17 protein-coding genes are annotated in these 18,366 nt (G+C 51.3%); 9 read left to right on the forward strand and 8 right to left on the reverse strand.

Annotation, left to right across the window (positions count from 1 at the left end):
• Positions 1–15: 15 nt before the first annotated feature.
• Both ACR02O_RS20825 and hpnH read right to left on the reverse strand, forming a co-directional pair.
• Entirely contained in the window at positions 16–621 is a 606-nt protein-coding gene (locus tag ACR02O_RS20825; protein ID WP_101053361.1) for an ABC transporter substrate-binding protein, read from the reverse strand.
• Between the two features lie 47 nt (positions 622–668).
• Positions 669–1,772 carry an adenosyl-hopene transferase HpnH gene (hpnH, locus tag ACR02O_RS20830; RefSeq protein ID WP_494522347.1) on the reverse strand — a complete coding sequence of 368 codons (1,104 nt, stop codon included), beginning with the start codon at positions 1,770–1,772 and terminating at the stop codon, positions 669–671.
• 439 nt (positions 1,773–2,211) lie between these two features.
• Here hpnH and ACR02O_RS20835 point away from each other — a divergent pair, with 439 nt between their 5' ends.
• From ACR02O_RS20835 to ACR02O_RS20875, 9 genes are all read left to right on the forward strand, one after another.
• A complete protein-coding gene (locus ACR02O_RS20835; protein WP_033159605.1) occupies positions 2,212–3,303 on the forward strand; it encodes a phytoene/squalene synthase family protein in 1,092 nt (363 codons plus the stop codon).
• 9 nt (positions 3,304–3,312) lie between these two features.
• Positions 3,313–5,271 (forward strand): squalene--hopene cyclase, encoded by a 1,959-nt coding sequence (gene shc, locus ACR02O_RS20840; protein WP_458138203.1) that lies wholly within the window; start codon positions 3,313–3,315, stop codon positions 5,269–5,271.
• Entirely contained in the window at positions 5,268–5,972 is a 705-nt protein-coding gene (locus tag ACR02O_RS20845) for a phosphorylase family protein (protein WP_033159607.1), read from the forward strand. The genes shc and ACR02O_RS20845 overlap by 4 nt, the downstream gene beginning before the upstream one ends.
• 83 nt (positions 5,973–6,055) lie before the next feature.
• On the forward strand, positions 6,056–7,441 hold the full coding sequence (locus tag ACR02O_RS20850; RefSeq protein ID WP_064036956.1) for an aspartate aminotransferase family protein: 1,386 nt from the start codon (positions 6,056–6,058) through the stop codon (positions 7,439–7,441).
• Positions 7,442–7,451: 10 nt separating this feature from the next.
• Entirely contained in the window at positions 7,452–7,811 is a 360-nt protein-coding gene (locus ACR02O_RS20855) for a copper resistance CopC family protein (protein ID WP_033159609.1), read from the forward strand.
• Between the two features lie 5 nt (positions 7,812–7,816).
• Entirely contained in the window at positions 7,817–9,448 is a 1,632-nt protein-coding gene (locus ACR02O_RS20860) for a copper resistance D family protein (protein WP_458138204.1), read from the forward strand.
• 2 nt (positions 9,449–9,450) lie between these two features.
• Positions 9,451–11,313, forward strand: a complete 1,863-nt coding sequence (gene dxs / locus ACR02O_RS20865; protein ID WP_458138205.1) for a 1-deoxy-D-xylulose-5-phosphate synthase — start codon at positions 9,451–9,453, stop codon at positions 11,311–11,313.
• A gap of 130 nt (positions 11,314–11,443) precedes the next feature.
• Positions 11,444–12,211: a hydroxyacylglutathione hydrolase gene (gene gloB, locus ACR02O_RS20870; protein ID WP_458138206.1), complete on the forward strand. Its 768-nt coding sequence runs from the start codon at positions 11,444–11,446 to the stop codon at positions 12,209–12,211.
• 85 nt (positions 12,212–12,296) lie between these two features.
• On the forward strand, positions 12,297–13,160 hold the full coding sequence (locus tag ACR02O_RS20875; protein ID WP_171696422.1) for a glycosyltransferase family 2 protein: 864 nt from the start codon (positions 12,297–12,299) through the stop codon (positions 13,158–13,160).
• A gap of 1 nt (position 13,161) precedes the next feature.
• On the opposite strand, the gene ACR02O_RS20880 is transcribed toward ACR02O_RS20875, so the two are convergent.
• The 6 genes from ACR02O_RS20880 to mltG form a co-directional block, all read right to left on the reverse strand.
• Entirely contained in the window at positions 13,162–14,295 is a 1,134-nt protein-coding gene (locus ACR02O_RS20880; protein WP_458138207.1) for a methyltransferase, read from the reverse strand.
• 250 nt (positions 14,296–14,545) lie between these two features.
• Positions 14,546–15,346, reverse strand: coding sequence for a TatD family hydrolase (locus tag ACR02O_RS20885; protein WP_033157113.1), 801 nt, complete (start codon positions 15,344–15,346; stop codon positions 14,546–14,548).
• Between the two features lie 48 nt (positions 15,347–15,394).
• Entirely contained in the window at positions 15,395–15,748 is a 354-nt protein-coding gene (locus ACR02O_RS20890; protein WP_033157114.1) for a PilZ domain-containing protein, read from the reverse strand.
• Positions 15,749–15,752: 4 nt separating this feature from the next.
• On the reverse strand, positions 15,753–16,754 hold the full coding sequence (locus ACR02O_RS20895) for a DNA polymerase III subunit delta' (RefSeq protein WP_458138208.1): 1,002 nt from the start codon (positions 16,752–16,754) through the stop codon (positions 15,753–15,755).
• Positions 16,754–17,380 carry a dTMP kinase gene (gene tmk / locus ACR02O_RS20900; protein ID WP_033157116.1) on the reverse strand — a complete coding sequence of 209 codons (627 nt, stop codon included), beginning with the start codon at positions 17,378–17,380 and terminating at the stop codon, positions 16,754–16,756. The genes ACR02O_RS20895 and tmk overlap by 1 nt, the downstream gene beginning before the upstream one ends.
• Positions 17,377–18,366, reverse strand: a complete 990-nt coding sequence (mltG, locus tag ACR02O_RS20905; protein WP_308441626.1) for an endolytic transglycosylase MltG — start codon at positions 18,364–18,366, stop codon at positions 17,377–17,379. Before mltG ends, tmk begins: the two co-directional genes overlap by 4 nt.

Raw genomic sequence — 18,366 nt, forward strand, 5'->3', positions numbered from 1 at the left:
CGATTCCTAACAAACTTATTGCTTTGCGTAACTTTCAATTTTCTCAGTGATTTTAACGATCAAGGCATCAAAACCATCACGGCTTAATACACTAGTGTAATCCGATCTTTTCAATGCCAAATCACTGACGCCATCGGCTATTATATTGATAATTTGCCAGCCATCGTCTTTTTTCTTCATCATATAATCGAACTTGACATCCTTTTCGCCGGGAATATGCAAGTTGGTATGAATCACCACACCCCCCCTACCGGTCTCCTCTTCAGAAGCAAAGGTAAACGATTCGCCCGAATAGTCTTTAAAGTTATGAGCATATGCCGACACACTAAGCTTGCTGAATACGCTTTCCAGTTTATTCTGCTGCTCCGTTGTCAACTCTTCCCATTGCTTGCCCACCACGATTCTGGCGATTTTAGGCAAATCATGGCTCTTTTTTACCGCCACATCCAGTTTGTCGTAGCGCCCTTGAAAGCCAAGCTCTTTGCCGGCTTTCATTACGCTCAGCAGCTGATTTTGAAACTCTTCGACAACCTGACGAGCAGAAATCTCTTCAGCATTAGCCAAGGACGACAGACAGACAAGCATTAGCAAACTAAGACTGAAATACAATTTTTTAAACATAATCGTTATAAAAACCTGTTAATTGAGGATGACTTACAGGGTTAGTCTTAAGACTCTACTTTTACCGGAATCTCGGAAATTGCCGACTTTTTGAAAGAAGCAACAAACTCAGGCTGCTTTTCAGCAACCATTTCGCCGGAGGTTTTGGGACCACGCACCGCTGCCCACAAAGCTTTCAATGGATGCGCCAAGGTATCCTCAACCGCTGTTGCTTCGTAGCCGCAATGCGCCATGCAATTAGCGCATTTAGGATTTTTCACCGTACCGTATTTGTCCCAAGGCGTGTCATCCAGCAACTCTTGAAAAGAATTAGCATTACCTTCGTCAGCCAACAAATAGCAAGGTTTTTGCCAGCCGAATACGTTGCGCGTTGGATTACCCCATGGCGTACAGTCGTAATTCTGATTGCCGGCCAGATAATCCAAATACAGCGACGAATGGTTCAATTTCCACTTACGGTTCTTGCCGATTTTGAAAATACCGCGAAACAGGTTTTTAACGTCAAGACCTTTAATAAACACGTCCTGCTTAGGCGCGCGCTCGTAGCTGAATCCAGGCGCAATAGTGACGCCCTCTACACCCAACTCCATCGCGTAATCCAAAAACTCCGCCACTTCTTCCGGGGTTTCACCTTGGAACAGGGTGCAGTTGACGGTAACCCTGAAACCTTTACTCAAGGCTAATTTGATCGCTTCGACAGCGATGTCGAAAACGCCTTCCTGGCAAACGGAAGTATCATGCCGCTCTTTTAAACCATCCAGATGCACGGAAAAGGTCAAATAAGGCGATGGCGTGTAATCGTTAATTCGTTTTCTTAACAGCAAGGCATTGGTGCAAAGATAAACAAACTTCTTTCTAGCAACGATACCGGCCACAATCTGCGGCATTTCTTTATGAATCAAGGGTTCGCCGCCTGGAATGGACACCATCGGCGCACCACATTCATCAACCGCAGCCAAACATTCCTCAACAGAAAGCCGCTTGTCGAGAATTTCATCGGGATAATCGATTTTACCGCAGCCCGCGCATGCTAAATTGCATCTGAACAGGGGCTCCAGCATCAAAACCAAAGGATATTTTTTTACACCTTTGATCTTTTGCTTGATCAGATAACTACCTACAGCCAATTGCTGACGTAAAGGAACACTCACAGCATTATTCTCCAAAATCTATCACGACATCCAGCGACCACGGCTGTTACAAAAAAACAACAGCCGCAAACCGATAACCATCCTAGAAGTGACACCTGCTGCGGCCAATTTAGACCATCAATTAGGCTCGAGGCGCACAATTAGATGTGGTCAGAATACCACTTTCCAACAACATACTCCAGATAAAATACGCAAAAAACAACAAGAACATGCGCACATTTCCTGAAAGCCACACAAAGCCGCTTAGCAACCACAAAAAAGCCTAACCCCTAAAAAACCATAATTATTTTTCTAAAACAACAACAAAGATCAGAAACACCAACTCATATATTGCTTTTGCCTGCACCATTTCGACAAATTTGCCATAAAGCAACATCACTTTGCAAAACACCAACAAACAGTCTATCATTTGGGCAACTAATAGTTAGCCTTGATACAGATGAACGGATCTCAAACACTAATCAATAATCCGGAGTTGCTCAGACAACTAGCCGACGCCGAACTGCAAGCCACCTTGCTTGAAGGCGTGTCGCGCACGTTTGCGCTAACTATCCCGCAACTCCCGGATGAACTGTATCCGGCTGTGGCGAATGCTTATTTGCTATGCCGGATTGTCGACACCATAGAAGACGAAATATCCCTTAGCGCCGAACAAAAGAAATACTTTTGCAGCGCTTTTATAGACATAGTCAAGACCGGCAATAACGCAGATGTATTCAGCGCCGAGCTGGCTCCACTGCTCTCGGAGCAAACCATTCCGGCCGAACATAGCCTGATCCAGCTGGTGCCTCGCGTGATTGCCATAACCCGCTCACTGGACGCTCCGCAAATAGAAGCCCTGGCGTGTTGCGTGGAAACGATGGCGAACGGCATGCCGGTCTATCAGGCGTTGGATTTACATGCCGGCTTGAAAACCCTGAAAGACATGGACGACTACTGCTACTACGTAGCCGGCTGCGTCGGTGAGATGCTGGCAAAGTTGTTCTGCCATTATTCCCCGGAAATCGCCGCACATCGCGAAGAACTATTAAGACTCTCAGTCTCCTTTGGTCAAGGCCTGCAAATGACCAATATCCTGAAAGACATTTGGGATGACGCTAAACGCGGCGTGTGCTGGTTACCGCAAGACATTTTCACCGAAACCGGCTTCAATCTGGCCGAACTGACGCCGGAAACCGACGACGAGCGTTTCCGCCTCGGCCTGAGCCATCTGGTGGCTATCGCTCACGGGCACTTGCAAAATGCATTAACTTACACCCAGCTCCTGCCCAGCCACGAAACCGGCATCCGCAACTTTTGCCTTTGGGCGCTGGGCATGGCCGTACTGACCTTGAAGAAAATCAAGGCAAACCTTAATTTCAACGAATCGAATCAGGTCAAAATCAGCCGCAATAGTGTGAAAGCCACTATTGTCGCGACCAAATTGACCGTGCGCAGCAATTTGCTGCTATCCCTACTGTTTAACCTGACCAGCCGTAATTTGAAATCGCCGGATTGGCACTATTCACCTATATCGCACACTGGACAATAAGGAATCACTATGTTTACTGAAGCCCATATAGATACCAGCAGCCAAGACATCAGCAATGCCAATACCGGCAAAACGGCCGGCCTTGGCTTACTGCATGCCGCCATCGAACGCGCCCAAGCCAAACTACTCAGCTTGCAAAGCCCGGAAGGTTATTGGGTATTTGAGCTGGAAGCCGACTGCACTATCCCGTCCGAATACATCATGATGATGCACTATCTGGACGACATCGACGAAGAATTGCAGCGCAAAATGGCCGTTTACCTGCGCAGCCGCCAGGCCGAAGACGGCAGCTATCCGCTATTTACCGGCGGCCCTGGCGACATCAGCGGTAGCGTCAAAGCTTATTACGCCTTAAAAATGGCCGGCGACGCCATCGATGCGCCGCATATGGTCAAATTACGCGACTGGATACTCAGCCAAGGCGGTGCAGCGCGCGCCAACGTCTTCACCCGAATCGCACTGGCGATATTCGAACAATTACCTTGGCGCGGGGTGCCGTATATTCCTGTGGAAATTATGCTGCTGCCCAGCTGGTTTCCGTTTCATCTGGACAAAGTATCCTATTGGTCGCGCACCGTGATGGTACCGCTGTTCATCATGTGCACCCTAAAGGCTAAAGCCAAAAATCCGCACAAGGTCAACGTCTTGGAATTGTTTGTCGTTCATCCGGACGAGGAAAAACATTACTTTCCGGAACGGACTCTGCTGAATAAATTCTTCCTGGGCCTGGATAAACTGGGCCGCGTCACCGAGCCGTTGATTCCACAACGCATGCGCGAACACGCCATTCAAAAAGCCGTTGATTGGTTTACCGAACGCCTGAATGGCGAGGATGGTTTGGGCGGCATATTCCCCGCCATGGTTAACGCCTACCAAGCCATGTTGTTACTGGGCTTTCCAGCCGATCACCCTAACGTGGTGATCGCTCGCCAATCAATCGATAAACTGCTGGTTATCAAAGATGACTACGCCTATTGCCAACCCTGCTTATCGCCAGTTTGGGATACGGCACTGGCGGCATTGGCTCTGCAGGAATCCGACAAAACCGCTAACGCTCCGCAACTAAGCAAAGCTTACGAATGGCTCAAGAGCGTACAACTGTCTGACGAACCGGGTGATTGGCGCGTTCGCCGCCCTAATCTGGCCGGTGGCGGCTGGGCGTTTCAATTCGCCAATCCGCATTACCCCGATGTCGACGATACAGCGGTTGTTGGCTTTGCGATGGCAGACTCCAATCTGCCTGAATTGGACGAGTCCATTCACAGAGCGACACGCTGGATTGTCGGTATGCAATCGCAAAACGGCGGCTACGGCGCTTTCGATGTCGACAACACCTATTACTATCTGAACGAAATTCCATTCGCCGACCACGGCGCCCTGCTCGACCCACCGACTGTAGACGTCAGCGCCCGCTGCGCGATGTTGATGGCCCGAGTGGCGAAGGATCACGACGAATATTTACCAGCCCTGAAACGCACTATCGAATACATCCGCGGCGATCAGGAAGCCGACGGTTCGTGGTTCGGCCGCTGGGGTACCAATTATATTTACGGCACCTGGTCTGCCTTGCTGGGCCTGGAGCAAACCGATGTTCCGAAAACCGACCCGATGTACACTAAAGCTGCGGCCTGGCTAAAAAGCGTCCAACGCAAAGACGGCGGCTGGGGCGAAGACAACCTGAGTTATCACGACGATAAGAAATTTCGCGGCCGCTACCATTTCAGCACCGCCTTCCAAACCGCTTGGGCCGTGTTGGGCTTGATCGCCGCCGGCGAAGTCCACAGCCAGGAAGTCAAAGCCGGCATCGACTTCTTGCTGCGCAGCCAGCAGGCGGACGGGGTTTGGAATGACCCCTGCTTTACCGCACCAGGCTTTCCAAAGGTGTTTTATTTGAAGTATCACGGCTATGACAAGTTCTTCCCATTATGGGCATTGGCTAGATACCGTAACGAATTAGCCAAACAGTGACCATAGGAATTCTTGTTGCCTTACCGGAAGAGCTCTCCACCCTGACCCGCCTAAAATTGGTCCAGGGTGATTGCGTCAGAATCGCCGACAACATTCTCCTGGCATTTGCCGGTGCCGGACCGGTCAATGCGGAGCGGGCCACGCGCCTGTTAATCGCCAAAGGCGCTAAAAAACTGATCAGTTGGGGCTGCGCAGCCGCATTGTCGCCGCAATTGAAACCGGGCGATCTGATGCTGGCCGAGCAGTTGTTATCGGAGCAACAACAGGTGTTCGATACTGATCCCCGCTGGCGTAAGCGTCTGCATGAGTTGCTGGATAAGCAGTTTCCGATTTCCAATGGTAAGTTGGCTGAAAGCAGCCATATCGTCAGCAACAGTAGCGATAAGCACAAACTATACCGACAAACCGGTGCGATTGCCTTGGACATGGAAAGCTGCGCCATGGCCAAAATTGCCGAGCAATCAAACTTACCTTGCTTAGCAATTCGTACGATTGCCGATCCGGTAAGCATGAGCCTACCCCAAGCGGTTACTCAAGCCTTAAATGGCCAGGGGCAGGTAGAAACCAGCAAACTCTTGCGTTTTTTGGCAACCCACCCATGGGAAGCGCCCAGCCTCATCAAGTTGGGCTTACATTTTCATGCCGCGCAAAAAACCTTGAAAATCATTGCCAAACAACTAAACGAAATCATCGTTTTTTAGCAGAAAACCGTGAATTATTGAAGGGTTAAGCAGCGGGAACATAGCGTAATCCGGAAATAGACCAAGCACTTACGAGGTATTACATGTCTTTTAGCATTGCCGATCTTTTTACTCAGCATTTCGACGAGAAATTCGACCTGCATGAGCATTATCTTAACAACCAGATGGTGCGCGTCTTACGTACCATTGGTTACGACAGAAACTATAAAAAAGCGATCGGCCAATATCTTTACGACGAAGACGGTAACGAATACCTGGACTTGCTGAGCGGTTTCGGCGTGTTTGCGATGGGACGCAACCATCCGACCATCATCAAAGCTCTGCAAGAAACCCTGACGCTGGAATTACCCAGCCTGGTACAGATGGATGTATCCTTGCTCAGCGGTCTGCTGGCCAAAGAAATTCTGGCGACCTGCCCGGACAATCTGGAAAAAATGTTTTTCTGCAATTCCGGTACCGAAGCCGTCGAAGCGGCGATCAAATTCGCCCGCTACACCACCAAACGCTCGCGCATCGTCCATTGCGACCACGGCTACCACGGCCTGACGATGGGCTCATTGTCACTGACCGGCGAACACATCTTCCGCGAAGGTTTCGGCCCACTGTTACCGGAATGCACTTCGGTGCCGTTCAATGACTTGGCCGCATTGGAACAAGCCTTGAGCAGCAAAGATGTGGCGGCCTTCATTGTCGAACCGATACAAGGTAAAGGCGTCAACATTCCGGACGATAACTACCTGCCGGAAGTCGAGCGCTTGTGCAAAAAATACGGCACCTTGTTCGTGGCCGACGAAATCCAGACCGGCATAGGCCGCACCGGCAAGTTCTGGGCCATCGAGCACTGGGGCGTTAAACCGGACATGATTTTGATGGCAAAAGCCTTGTCCGGCGGCTTCATCCCTGTCGGCGGCGTCGCCATGACCACCCATATCATGGACACCGTGTTCAACCGCATGGACCGAGCCGTCGTGCATGGTTCAACCTTCTCGAAAAACAATATGGCAATGGCGGCCGGCTTGTCTGCCTTGCATGTGGTTCACGAAGAAAAACTGGTGGAAAACAGCGCTAAAGTCGGTGAAGACATCATAGCCACCATCAACGCGATGGCGCCGAAATACGAATTTCTGAAAGAAGCGCGCGGCAAAGGTTCAATGATTGCCATCGAATTCCATGCCCCGAAAAGCTTGGGATTGAAAGCCGCTTGGGCCATGCTGGAAGCAGCCAACAAAGGCCTATTCTGCCAGATGATCCTGATCCCGCTGTTCAAGGAACACCGAGTACTGGCACAAGTGGCCGGCCACGGCATGAACGTGGTCAAATTTTTACCGCCGCTGACGCTGACTCAAAAAGACCGCGATTGGATCGTCAATTCCGTGGAAAAAACCATCGCCGATACGCATAACGTCACCGGTTCGATCTGGACGCTGGGTAAAAACCTGGCCGGCCATGCCCTGAAAAACAAAAAATAAGGTGCCCTACATGAATTTTTTCAAACCCGCTTTGTTCGCCTTGGCACTGGTCGCCAGTAACAGCGCTTTCGGCCACGCCGTTGTCACGCACAATTCTTTAAAACTCAAACCCGTGCCGGTCAATCTGGCCAGTGACGTGGAATTATCGTTCAATTCCAAAGTGGAATTGGATTTATCGGAAGTATTCCTGGTCAGTGCCGGGGATAAAATGCAAACCATTACGGCCACGCCGGGCGAAAAACCCGGCCAAGTCTTGCTGCATCTGCCAGCCTTGGAACCCGGCGAATATGCCATCAAATTAAAAATCTTCGCCGCCGACGGCCATCTCAGCGAAGACCTGCTGCGTTTTTTTGTCAAACAGGCTAAGTGATCCGCATGGAAGGCATTGCAAATTATTTAGACTCACTGATAGGCGGCGTCGATCTCACGTTTTATTCCATCACCATCGGTGGCTTGCTGTGGGGACTGTTAGTCCTGCGCCCCTGGCATGAAGAAGCGCTGTATAACTCGGCCTTACTGAGCAAAACCGTCAACCTGATTCATTTCGGCAGTAAAGCCCTGGTCATCACCCAATTGTCGAAAATCGGCCTGAAAATATGGCTGATGGCCGTGACCTTGGGCAAATCGCCGTTCCCGGCGTTTTTCCAAACCGTGCAATTCCAGGCCGGTTTAGCGCGCGCTACCTGCGCTTTTATTTTGGCGGTGTTCATCCGGCAAGCGTTAAAAAGCAATCCACGCTCCAAACAATTCTGGGTGCTGTCCACGGCGATTATTGTGCCGCTGGTCATTTCCGCAGCTTGGCTGGTACACGGCGCGAGTCGTTTGGAGGATCGCGGCCTGTTAATGACGTTAACTGTCACGCATCAGATCGCTGCGGCCACTTGGGTGGGCGGCATATTTCAAATTCTGACGTTATGGGGCTTGAAAAAACGTAATGCCATAGCCGTTGAAGTTTGGCCTTTATTGCTGAAACGCTTCTCGGCAGTGGGCATTGGCGCAGTCGTCATATTGCTGGTCACCGGCACACCGCTAGCCTGGTATTACATCCGCACTTTCCAAGGCTTCATCGGCGCAGGCTACGGCAATCTGTTATTGGTAAAAATCATCATGCTGGGCCTGGCATTGGGCTTTGCCTGGTTGAACCGGCAAGCCGTAAATGCCTATTTCACCAGCCGCAGCCTGTATTCTCTTACCGCGCGCGTACCCTATTATATCGAAGCGGAAACCCTGATACTGCTGACTATCCTGTTCACTGCCGCCAGTTTGGCCTCGCAACCGCCCGCAGTCGACATTCCGCATTTAACGGCAAGTTTCGAAGAAGTCTTGAACATGTTCCATCCGCGCGTACCGCGTTGGGAATCACCGACTCACGAAGCCTTGATTGCCGGCGAAGCCGGACGGGTGGCCATCGTCGGCCAAATCCCGTCGGAAGCCGCTACCGCCTGGTCCGATTACAACCACAACATTTCCGGCATCTTCCTGGCGACCATGAGCTTCTTCGCGATGCTGTCGTTTTCTGATCGCTTCCACCGTTGGGCCCGTTTCTGGCCGGTGGGTTTCATGGCATTGGGCGTGTTCCTGTTTTTCCGCAGCGACGCCGAAAGCTGGCCGCTCGGTCCTATCGGTTTCTGGGAAAGTACCTTTAACAACGGCGAGATTCTGCAACATCGTATCGCCACTTTACTGGTATTCGTATTGGGCTTGATCGAAGTGCGCGCCCGCCTCAACAATAACAGCGGCTTCATGCCTTACATGTTTCCGTTGCTGGCGGCATTTGGCGGCATGATGCTGTTGGCGCATTCGCATGTCGGTTTCGAGGCAAAAACCGCCTTCCTGATTCAGGTCGGCCATACCATGATGGGCGTATTCTCGCTGATCCTGGCTTGCGGCCGCTGGCTGGAACTCAAATTAGATTCGCCCGGTAAAAACGTAGCCGGATTTATTTCAGTGTTCGCTTTATTCCAGATAGGCGTCATCCTGATGTTCTATCGTGAACCCCTGTACTGATCATGAAACAGACTAACGAATTTCCGTTACTAGACACCATCCAGACCCCCGCCGACGTTCGGGCCCTGAAGCCTGAACAACTGGAGCCGCTGGCCGATGAGTTGCGTCGCTATCTGACCCATACCGTCAGTATCTCCGGCGGCCATTTCTCGGCAGGCCTGGGCACGGTGGAACTGACGGTGGCGCTGCATTATGTGTTCGATACGCCTTCGGATCAGTTGGTCTGGGATGTGGGACATCAGGCTTATCCGCATAAGATTTTGACGGGGCGGAAAGAACGGATGCCGACGATTCGCACCTTGGGTGGAGTGTCGGCGTTTCCGTGTCGGACGGAGAGCGAGTACGATGCGTTTGGGGTCGGTCATTCGTCAACGTCGATCAGCGCGGCGCTGGGCATGGCGATTGCCTCGCAGTTGCGCGGGGAAGATAAGAAGATGGTGGCGATCATCGGTGACGGTTCGATCACCGGCGGGATGGCTTATGAGGCGATGAATCATGCCGGCGATGTGAATGCCAATCTGTTGGTGATTCTGAACGATAACGATATGTCGATTTCGCCCCCAGTAGGCGCGATGAATAATTATCTGACCAAGGTGTTGTCGAGCAAGTTTTATTCCTCTGTACGAGAGGAAAGTAAGAAGGCTTTGGCCAGTATGCCGTCAGTGTGGGAATTAGCCCGGAAGACGGAAGAGCATGTTAAGGGCATGATTGTGCCGGGCACGCTGTTCGAGGAGTTGGGCTTTAATTATTTCGGGCCGATCGACGGCCACGATGTGGCGATGTTGGTTTCGACTTTAGAGAAGTTGAAGGATTTATCCGGGCCGGTGTTTTTGCATGTGGTCACCAAGAAAGGCAAAGGCTATGCACCGGCGGAGAAAGATCCCTTGGCCTATCATGGGGTACCGGCTTTCGATCCGAGCAAGGATTATTTACCCAAAGCCGCACCGTCGCCGCATCCGACCTATACAGAAGTATTCGGGACTTGGCTGTGCGATATGGCCAAACAGGATGAGCGGCTGCTGGGGATTACCCCGGCGATGCGCGAAGGCTCAGGTCTGGTAGCATTTTCCCAGCAGTTTCCGAAACGCTATTTCGATGTGGCGATTGCCGAGCAGCACGCGGTGACCTTGGCGGCCGGTCAAGCCTGTCAGGGCGCGAAGCCGGTGGTGGCGATTTATTCGACCTTCTTGCAACGGGCTTACGATCAGTTGATCCACGATGTCGCTTTACAGAATCTGGATGTGTTGTTTGCTCTAGATCGAGCGGGCCTGGTGGGACCGGACGGTCCGACCCATGCCGGGGCGTTTGATTATAGTTATATGCGCTGTATTCCGAATATGCTGGTGATGGCGCCGGCCGATGAGAACGAGTGTCGGCAGATGCTGACCACCGGTTTCAAGCACCATGGCCCGGCTTCGGTGCGCTATCCGCGCGGCAAGGGGCCGGGGGCCACGGTCGATAAGGCCTTGACCGAACTCCCCATCGGCAAGGGCGAAATCCGCCATCAAGGCAGCCGCATTGCGATTCTGGCCTGGGGCAGCATGGTGACACCGTCAGTGGAAGCCGGCAAGCAGCTGGGCGCGACGGTGGTGAATATGCGCTTTGTGAAACCGTTGGATGAAGCCTTGATTTTAGAGATGGCGAAAAGTCACGATGTGATCGTCACGGTCGAAGAGAACGTGATTGCCGGCGGTGCCGGCAGTGCGGTGAACGAGTTCTTGCAGGCACAGAACATTCTGATGCCGGTGTTGAACATCGGCCTGCCGGATCGCTTCGTCGAGCAAGGCAGCCGCGAGGAATTGCTGGCATTATGCGGCCTGGATACGAAGGGTATCTTGGCTAAGATTCAGGCGGTTTGTGCGTAAATATCGGATATGGACGTATCAGCTTCTAGCACTGATGCGTCTTGCCGGTTAAGAATCCCACACTGCAAATTGAAAACAGGTGCGGATAAGTTGTTAGACTTCGTTATTGAGCGAGGCTAGGCTTCATACCATGTTGAGTATTCTTATCGTCCCAGCCCTAACCGATAATTATATTTACCTGCTGCACGAATCAAACAGCGGCAAAACAGCTGTGGTCGATCCAGCTGTTCCCGAGCAGGTGCTGGATACACTTCAGCAACAAGGCTGGCAACTTGATTACATTTTTAATACCCATCATCACAGCGACCATACAGGCGCCAATTTACAACTCAAGCAGCAAACCGGCTGCAAGATCGTTGGCTCGGCAGCCGACCAGGCGCGTATCCCCGGCATTGACATACTGCTCGGCGACGGGGATGTAGTTAAACTCGGCAATCAGTGCTTTCAGGTCATCGACACACCCGGCCATACCGTAGGGCATATCGTTTATTACAGCGCCGATAGCCAGGCTTTGTTTTGCGGCGACACTTTGTTTTCGCTGGGTTGCGGCCGATTGTTCGAAGGCAGCGCCGAACAGATGTGGTATTCGTTGGAAAACCTGAAAGCCTTGCCGGCCGAAACCCGCGTCTACTGCGCGCACGAATATACCGCCGCGAATGGCCGCTTTGCGCTGTCAGTCGATGCCGATAATCCGCAGCTACGGCAGCGGATCGATCAAGTCGCCGAACTTCGTCAACAAAACCGCCCCACCCTTCCTTCGACTATCGGCCTGGAACTAGCAACTAACCCTTTTTTTAGGGCAGATGATCTAGGTATTCGCAATAATATCGGCATGACAGACCAATCCGACTTGGCGGTTTTCAGGCAATTACGCCTATTGAAAGACCAGTTTCGATAAATCGACCCCAGCTGTCGATACCCTTTAATTCTGCTAGACTGTTGTCCACATTTCGGCATGTTTCCTTGCCAACCTTTGGATTTTCATGAATAACATCCCCTCGATCAGCATCGTCATCCCCGCGAAAAACGAGTCTAGAAATCTGCCGTCCTTTTTACCGATGTTACATCTGCTGTACCCTGATGCGGAGATTCTGCTGATAAACGATGGCTCGACGGACGATACTGCCGCCATCGCTCGCGCGGCCGGTGTCACAGTGATTGATCATCCTTACAGCATGGGCAACGGTGCGGCGATTAAAACCGGAGCCAGACATGCAAAAAACGATATTTTGGTGTTTATGGATGCCGATGGCCAACACGACCCCGGCGACATTCCGGCGTTGCTTAACAAACTGAACGACGGCTACGATATGGTGGTCGGTGCCCGAAACGCCGGTAGCCATGCCTCATTATTCCGACGTCTGGCGAATAAGTTCTACAATAAGCTGGCATCAGTGATGACCGGGCACAAAATAGAAGATCTTACGTCCGGATTTCGTGCGGCCCGAGCCAACAAATTCCGCAAATTTCTTTACCTCTTACCCAACGGTTTTTCTTATCCGACCACCAGCACAATGGCGTTTTTTCGTTCCGGCTTCCCGGTAGCCTACATTCCTATCCACGCCGGCAAACGCAGCGGCAAAAGCCATATCCGGCTGATGCATGACGGTTTTCGATTTTTTATTATTATCTTACGGATTGGGGTGCTGTTCTCACCCATGCGGCTGTTTTTACCCATCAGCAGCATAGTATTTAGCTTGGGCGCCGGCTATTACGGCTACACTTATTTTACCGAAAACCGATTTACCAATATGAGCGCGGTACTGTTTTTGTCGTCCTTGTTTATCTTTCTGATCGGCATCGTTTCCGAACAGATTTCATCCTTACATTATAAAAATATCGAATAACTCAAACCTTCACGCTGCTGAAAATCACGAACTTGGCATTTGCAGCCACCTGCCGGCAATTGCCGAATAATTTCTTTAGCGCCAGATGATAGTTCAAATGGCGATTACCGATTACCCGTAACTCACCGCCCTTACGCAAGACCTTATGTGCCTGCCGGAACATCTGCCAGGCAATATGATCGCCTATGGTGTGCTGTTGATGGAACGGCGGGTTACAGACTATGCAGTCTGCACTGTTCTCCGGGTAATCGCTCAAACAGTCGGCAACTAAAAAATCGGCCTGCCGACTATCGGCAAAAGCCGCCGCAAAATTTTCTTTGGCCGAGGCGATAGCCATAAACGATTCGTCGATAAACCCTATTCGCGCATTTGGGTTTTGTTTTGCCAACATCACGCCGACGATGCCGTTACCACAACCCAAATCGATAAAATCTCGGTACTCGGAGTTTTGCGGCAGATGCTCCAATAAAAAACGGGTGCCTATATCCAGGCTATCGCGAGAAAATACGTTGGCGTGATTGCAGACCGAAAGATCGCTATTCTCCAACTGATAGCGCGTGGGATAAGGGTTTTCCGGCAGTTGCAGATTTTGATCCACACTGGCAAAAATCAGTCTAGCTTTTTTCACCGCCAAAGAGGGCTGCGTGGGCCCGACCAAGCGCTCCAGCAATTTCCAGGTGTTTGGCGGTAAGGTCTTTACCATACCGGCAGCGATTACCCGACAATCAGCCTTCAACAACGGTTTAAGCCTATGCAATTGATACTCCAGCAAAGCCATGGTTTTGGGGATTTTAATCAGTAGGTAATCAATGTCCGCTTCCGGTAGCGACAGGCTATCCAACAAGCGCACTCGCTCGTGGTCTATGCGATTCAATGCCAGATTAATACGTGTCGCCTGCTGCGAAAGCCAGGAATCGGACATAGCGGTTGGCCGGTAAGCGCTTAGCGAAACTGCCAACGCACCGAAGCTGTCATTGAGGATGACGATACTGCCATGCTCGGCAATACCTGCGGCAGCCAGGTGATTTAACAGATATTCGTCAGCAGCATCCCAAGCCCGCAGCAGTTCATTTTTGCGAAAAGGTAAGCGCTGGAGTTGAAAAACTCCTAGCGGACTAGCTAATTCCAGATCCATATTCCGAGAAAAATAAAGTTGCTATACCCCAGGGCATAAAAGGTAGATAGATGTCATGACGGCACTTCAAGGAATTAGGTTAACCGCCAGGGCAGCGACAATTTGCCACGCGGCAAAATGCCACATTTTCAGGACAGTGTCGCTTCAGTAAACTGCAAGCAACTCTTGTATGCGCCCCTATGGGGAATGAGAGTTATACCCCACCTCTCCGAACGGCCGGTCCATCGCAACATGGACCCGGTCGTTTTTTTTAGCTAGCCCGACGTAGCTTATCGGCCGAAGATCCGGCAAACAGGCGATAAAAGTTCTCGGTCGATTGCTCGGCAATGGCTTCGACAGAGGTTCCGCGCAAATCCGCAATATGTTCCGCCACGTAGCGCACATAGGTCGGATAATTCGGTTTACCGCGATACGGCACCGGCGCCAGATACGGTGAGTCGGTTTCAATCAGAAAACGGTCGGCTGGTATTTTACGCGCCACATCTTTGATGGCTTCCGCGTTCTTGAAGGTCACGATGCCCGAAAAAGAGATATAGAAATTCAAATCCAATGCTTTTTCCGCATAAGCCCAATCCTCGGTAAAACAGTGGATAATCCCGCCCACTTGGTCCGCGCCTTCTTGCCGCAACACATCCAAGGAATCCTGCCCAGCTTCGCGAGTATGGATAATTAAAGGCTTGTTGAGTGTCTTGGCGGCGGCGATATGGGTGCGAAACCGTTGAAACTGCCATTCCAAATCGCCCTCGCTACGAAAATAGTCCAGCCCCGTCTCACCAATGGCGATCACTTTTTCGTTATCGGCCAACTGCAGCAAGTCATCCAGCGTGGGCTCACGCCCATCATGAACATTTGGATGCACGCCCACCGACAAGGAGATGTCCGAATACGGCATGACTTGCTCCAGCATAGCCGGATAGGCTTCCATATCGATAGCAATACACAGCATATGGCTGATCTGGGCCGCGCGTGCCGCTTGCATGAAGGTATTGAAATCATTAGCGTAGGGCGCCAAGTCGATACGATCAAGATGGCAGTGGGAGTCGATGAACATGAGTTTAGAAAAGTAAAGACAAGCGGCAAAGTCCGCCCGCAAAAGTGTTTACATGGTGTGCGTGGAGCGATCAGATTCTAATGCACCGGCCAGATAGGTTTCGATTTTATTGCGCGCAGCACCACCATCCTGATCACTGAATTGCACGCCAATACCGGCGGCGCGATAGCCTTCCGCGCCGGACGGCGTTTTCCAGATAATTTTACCGGCAATCGGCAAGCGTTCAGTTTCGTCCATTAAATTCAGCAACATGAACACTTCCTCACCCATCTCGTATTCGCGTTTGGTCGGGATGAACAAGCCGCCATTTTTCACGAAGGGCATGTACGCCGCATACAGCGCGTTTTTATCCTTGATCGATAAGGACAGGATACCTTGTCTGGGTGCTGCTGATTCTGCCATACGCTTAGTGTCTATTCAGTTGCGACCAGCTAATCAATAGCTGCTCGACCATCAATTGTTTATTAAGTTGCGTGTTCAATTGCGACTTGGTGGTAAGCACATTATCGTAAAACCGATAGAGGCGTTTCAATTCTAGCCGCTGGGCGAGGGCTTGCAAGGCATTTTTCAGATCCGGATTGGCAAGTTCCAGCGATTCCGCCCGGTAAGCGCATTTAACAATATCAGCGACCCAGCTTGCCATCCAGCGTAACACCACGGCCAAATCAATCTTTTCCTGCTTTTGCCAGAATTCGGCGACGGTTAACAGATTCTCTTTGCCTTGTGCCACTTGCAACCAGGCGTCGAAATACTGCTGCCGGAGCTGAATCATATTGAGTTCGGCGTATTGCTGAGCCAATAGCGGCGAGCCTTGGGCCAGAGTTAAGAGCAGATCGGCCTGCTCTCCGACACGCTGCTGCCGCAACCAAGTGATTGCCAGTTCGTGGGCGGGGGTTAGGCAATCGACTTTCTGGCAACGACTGCGAATCGTCGCCGGCAAACGGCTCGGTTGCTCGCTGATCAACAACAAACACGTGCGTTCGGTCGGCTCTTCCAGACATTTCAAAAACGCATTCGCCGAAGCCGTATTCAAGGCGTCGGCCGGCTGAATAATCACCACGCGGTAGGCATCGTCATATTGCGGCTTCAACGCCAGCTTGACGATTAACTGCCTGATTTTGTCGATACCGATGGCCTTGCCCGGTTCGTCAGGTTCTATCGTCAGAAAGTCGGGATGGGTTTGTGCATCGAATAATTTACAAGCAACGCAATGACCACACGCACTCGCATCGGTTAGCGGCGCATGGCACAACAAAGTTCGGGCGTAGTATCCGGCCAGATCCCGCTTGCCTTGACCGATCGCACCTGAAAATAACAAGGCTTGCGGGATGCGTTGTTGCTCGATATAACCGTGCAACTGCCGCCAATTATCCTGTTGCCAGGGGTAAACCTGCATTTGGGTAGACATCAATCGGCCCACAAGCCTGCCAACTCAAGGCGCAACTGCTGTTGCACCTCGCTGAGCGGCAAACTGGCATCGATAATTTTGTAACGACGCAAATCCGTCGCGGCACGTTGCAAATATGCTTGCCGGACTCGGTCGAAAAACGCTAACTGTTCGGTTTCAAACCGGTCCAGTTCGCCCCGATGCTTGGCGCGCTGCATGCCGATTTCTATCGGCGCATCGAGGACAAAGGTCAAATCCGGCCGAAGCGTGCCCTGCACGGTGTTTTCCAGCCAGGCTATGGTGTGTAGATCCATATGGCGGCCTCCGCCCTGGTACGCATAAGTAGCGTCAGTGAAACGGTCGCACACCACCCACTGCCCTTGCTGCAACGCCGGCAAGATCACTTGTTGAATATGTTGAGCGCGAGCCGCGAACACCAACAACAACTCGGCTTGCTCGGTCAAACTTTCCGCTTGCCGTTCCAACAAAATCCCGCGAATCTTTTCGGCAATGCCGGTACCACCCGGCTCGCGGGTCAGTACCAACGGGATGCCTCGTTCTTCCAGCAGCTGTTTGATAAATTGCAGATTGGTGGACTTGCCAACGCCTTCTCCACCTTCCAGCGTAATAAATCGTCCGTGTGTCATCGTTGATATTGATCGACGTATTTTTCGTGTTCAGCCAAGGTCGAAGAAAACGCATGGCGGCCATTGCCGCGGGCGACAAAAAACAAAGCATCACTATTATCCGGGTGCAAGGCGGCTACTATCGCCTGCTTGCCCGGCATTGCAATCGGTGTGGGCGGCAGGCCTTCGATGATATAGGTGTTGTAGGGTGTGGGTTCGCGCAAATCTTTATGCCGGATATCGCCATGGTAATCGTCGCCCATGCCATAAATGACGGTAGGATCGGTTTGCAACAACATGCCTTTCTTTAAACGCCGCGCAAATACCCCGGCGATCTTTCTGCGCTCTTCGCCGGCGCCGGTCTCTTTTTCGACAATAGACGCCAAAATCAACGCCTCGTAAGGGTTTTCCAAGGGCACGCCGTCATCGCGTTTTTGCCATTCTTCGTTCAACACCGCTTGCATGCGATCATGCGCACGCTTAAGCAAATCGACATCGGAGGTATTTTTTTCAAAGAAATAGGTGTCGGGAAAAAACAAACCCTCCGGATGATTCTTATCCGAACCGATTTGCGCCATCAGGTCTTCCAATTGGTTATCGGTCAGCGTGTGTTGCAGGTTGGGGTTGTTTTTGATGGTATTGAACATTTGCTTAAAGGACCAACCCTCCGGAAACGTAATCGAATACTTGCGGGTTTTACCATCGGTCAATTGTTGCAGAATGTCGGCGGCGGTAGAACCTTTCGCTAACACATACTCACCCACCTTCAACAAATGGTCGAGATTTTTCCGATAGGCAAACAACCGAAACCATAAGCGATTCACCGTCACCTGCTGGGCACGCAGATTTTTCACCACCGATTCCAGCGTATCGCCTTTTTTAATTTCAATCACGGTTTCGGTCATGACGACCGGCTTTTTTAGAATCAGTTGATAGTGCATGCCGGCCCAAATCGACACCAAACCCAATACCATCAATAATGTAAATGCGATAATGCTTCTAAACAC

It is taken from the genome of Methylomonas sp. PHL2-19, assembly GCF_059331595.1.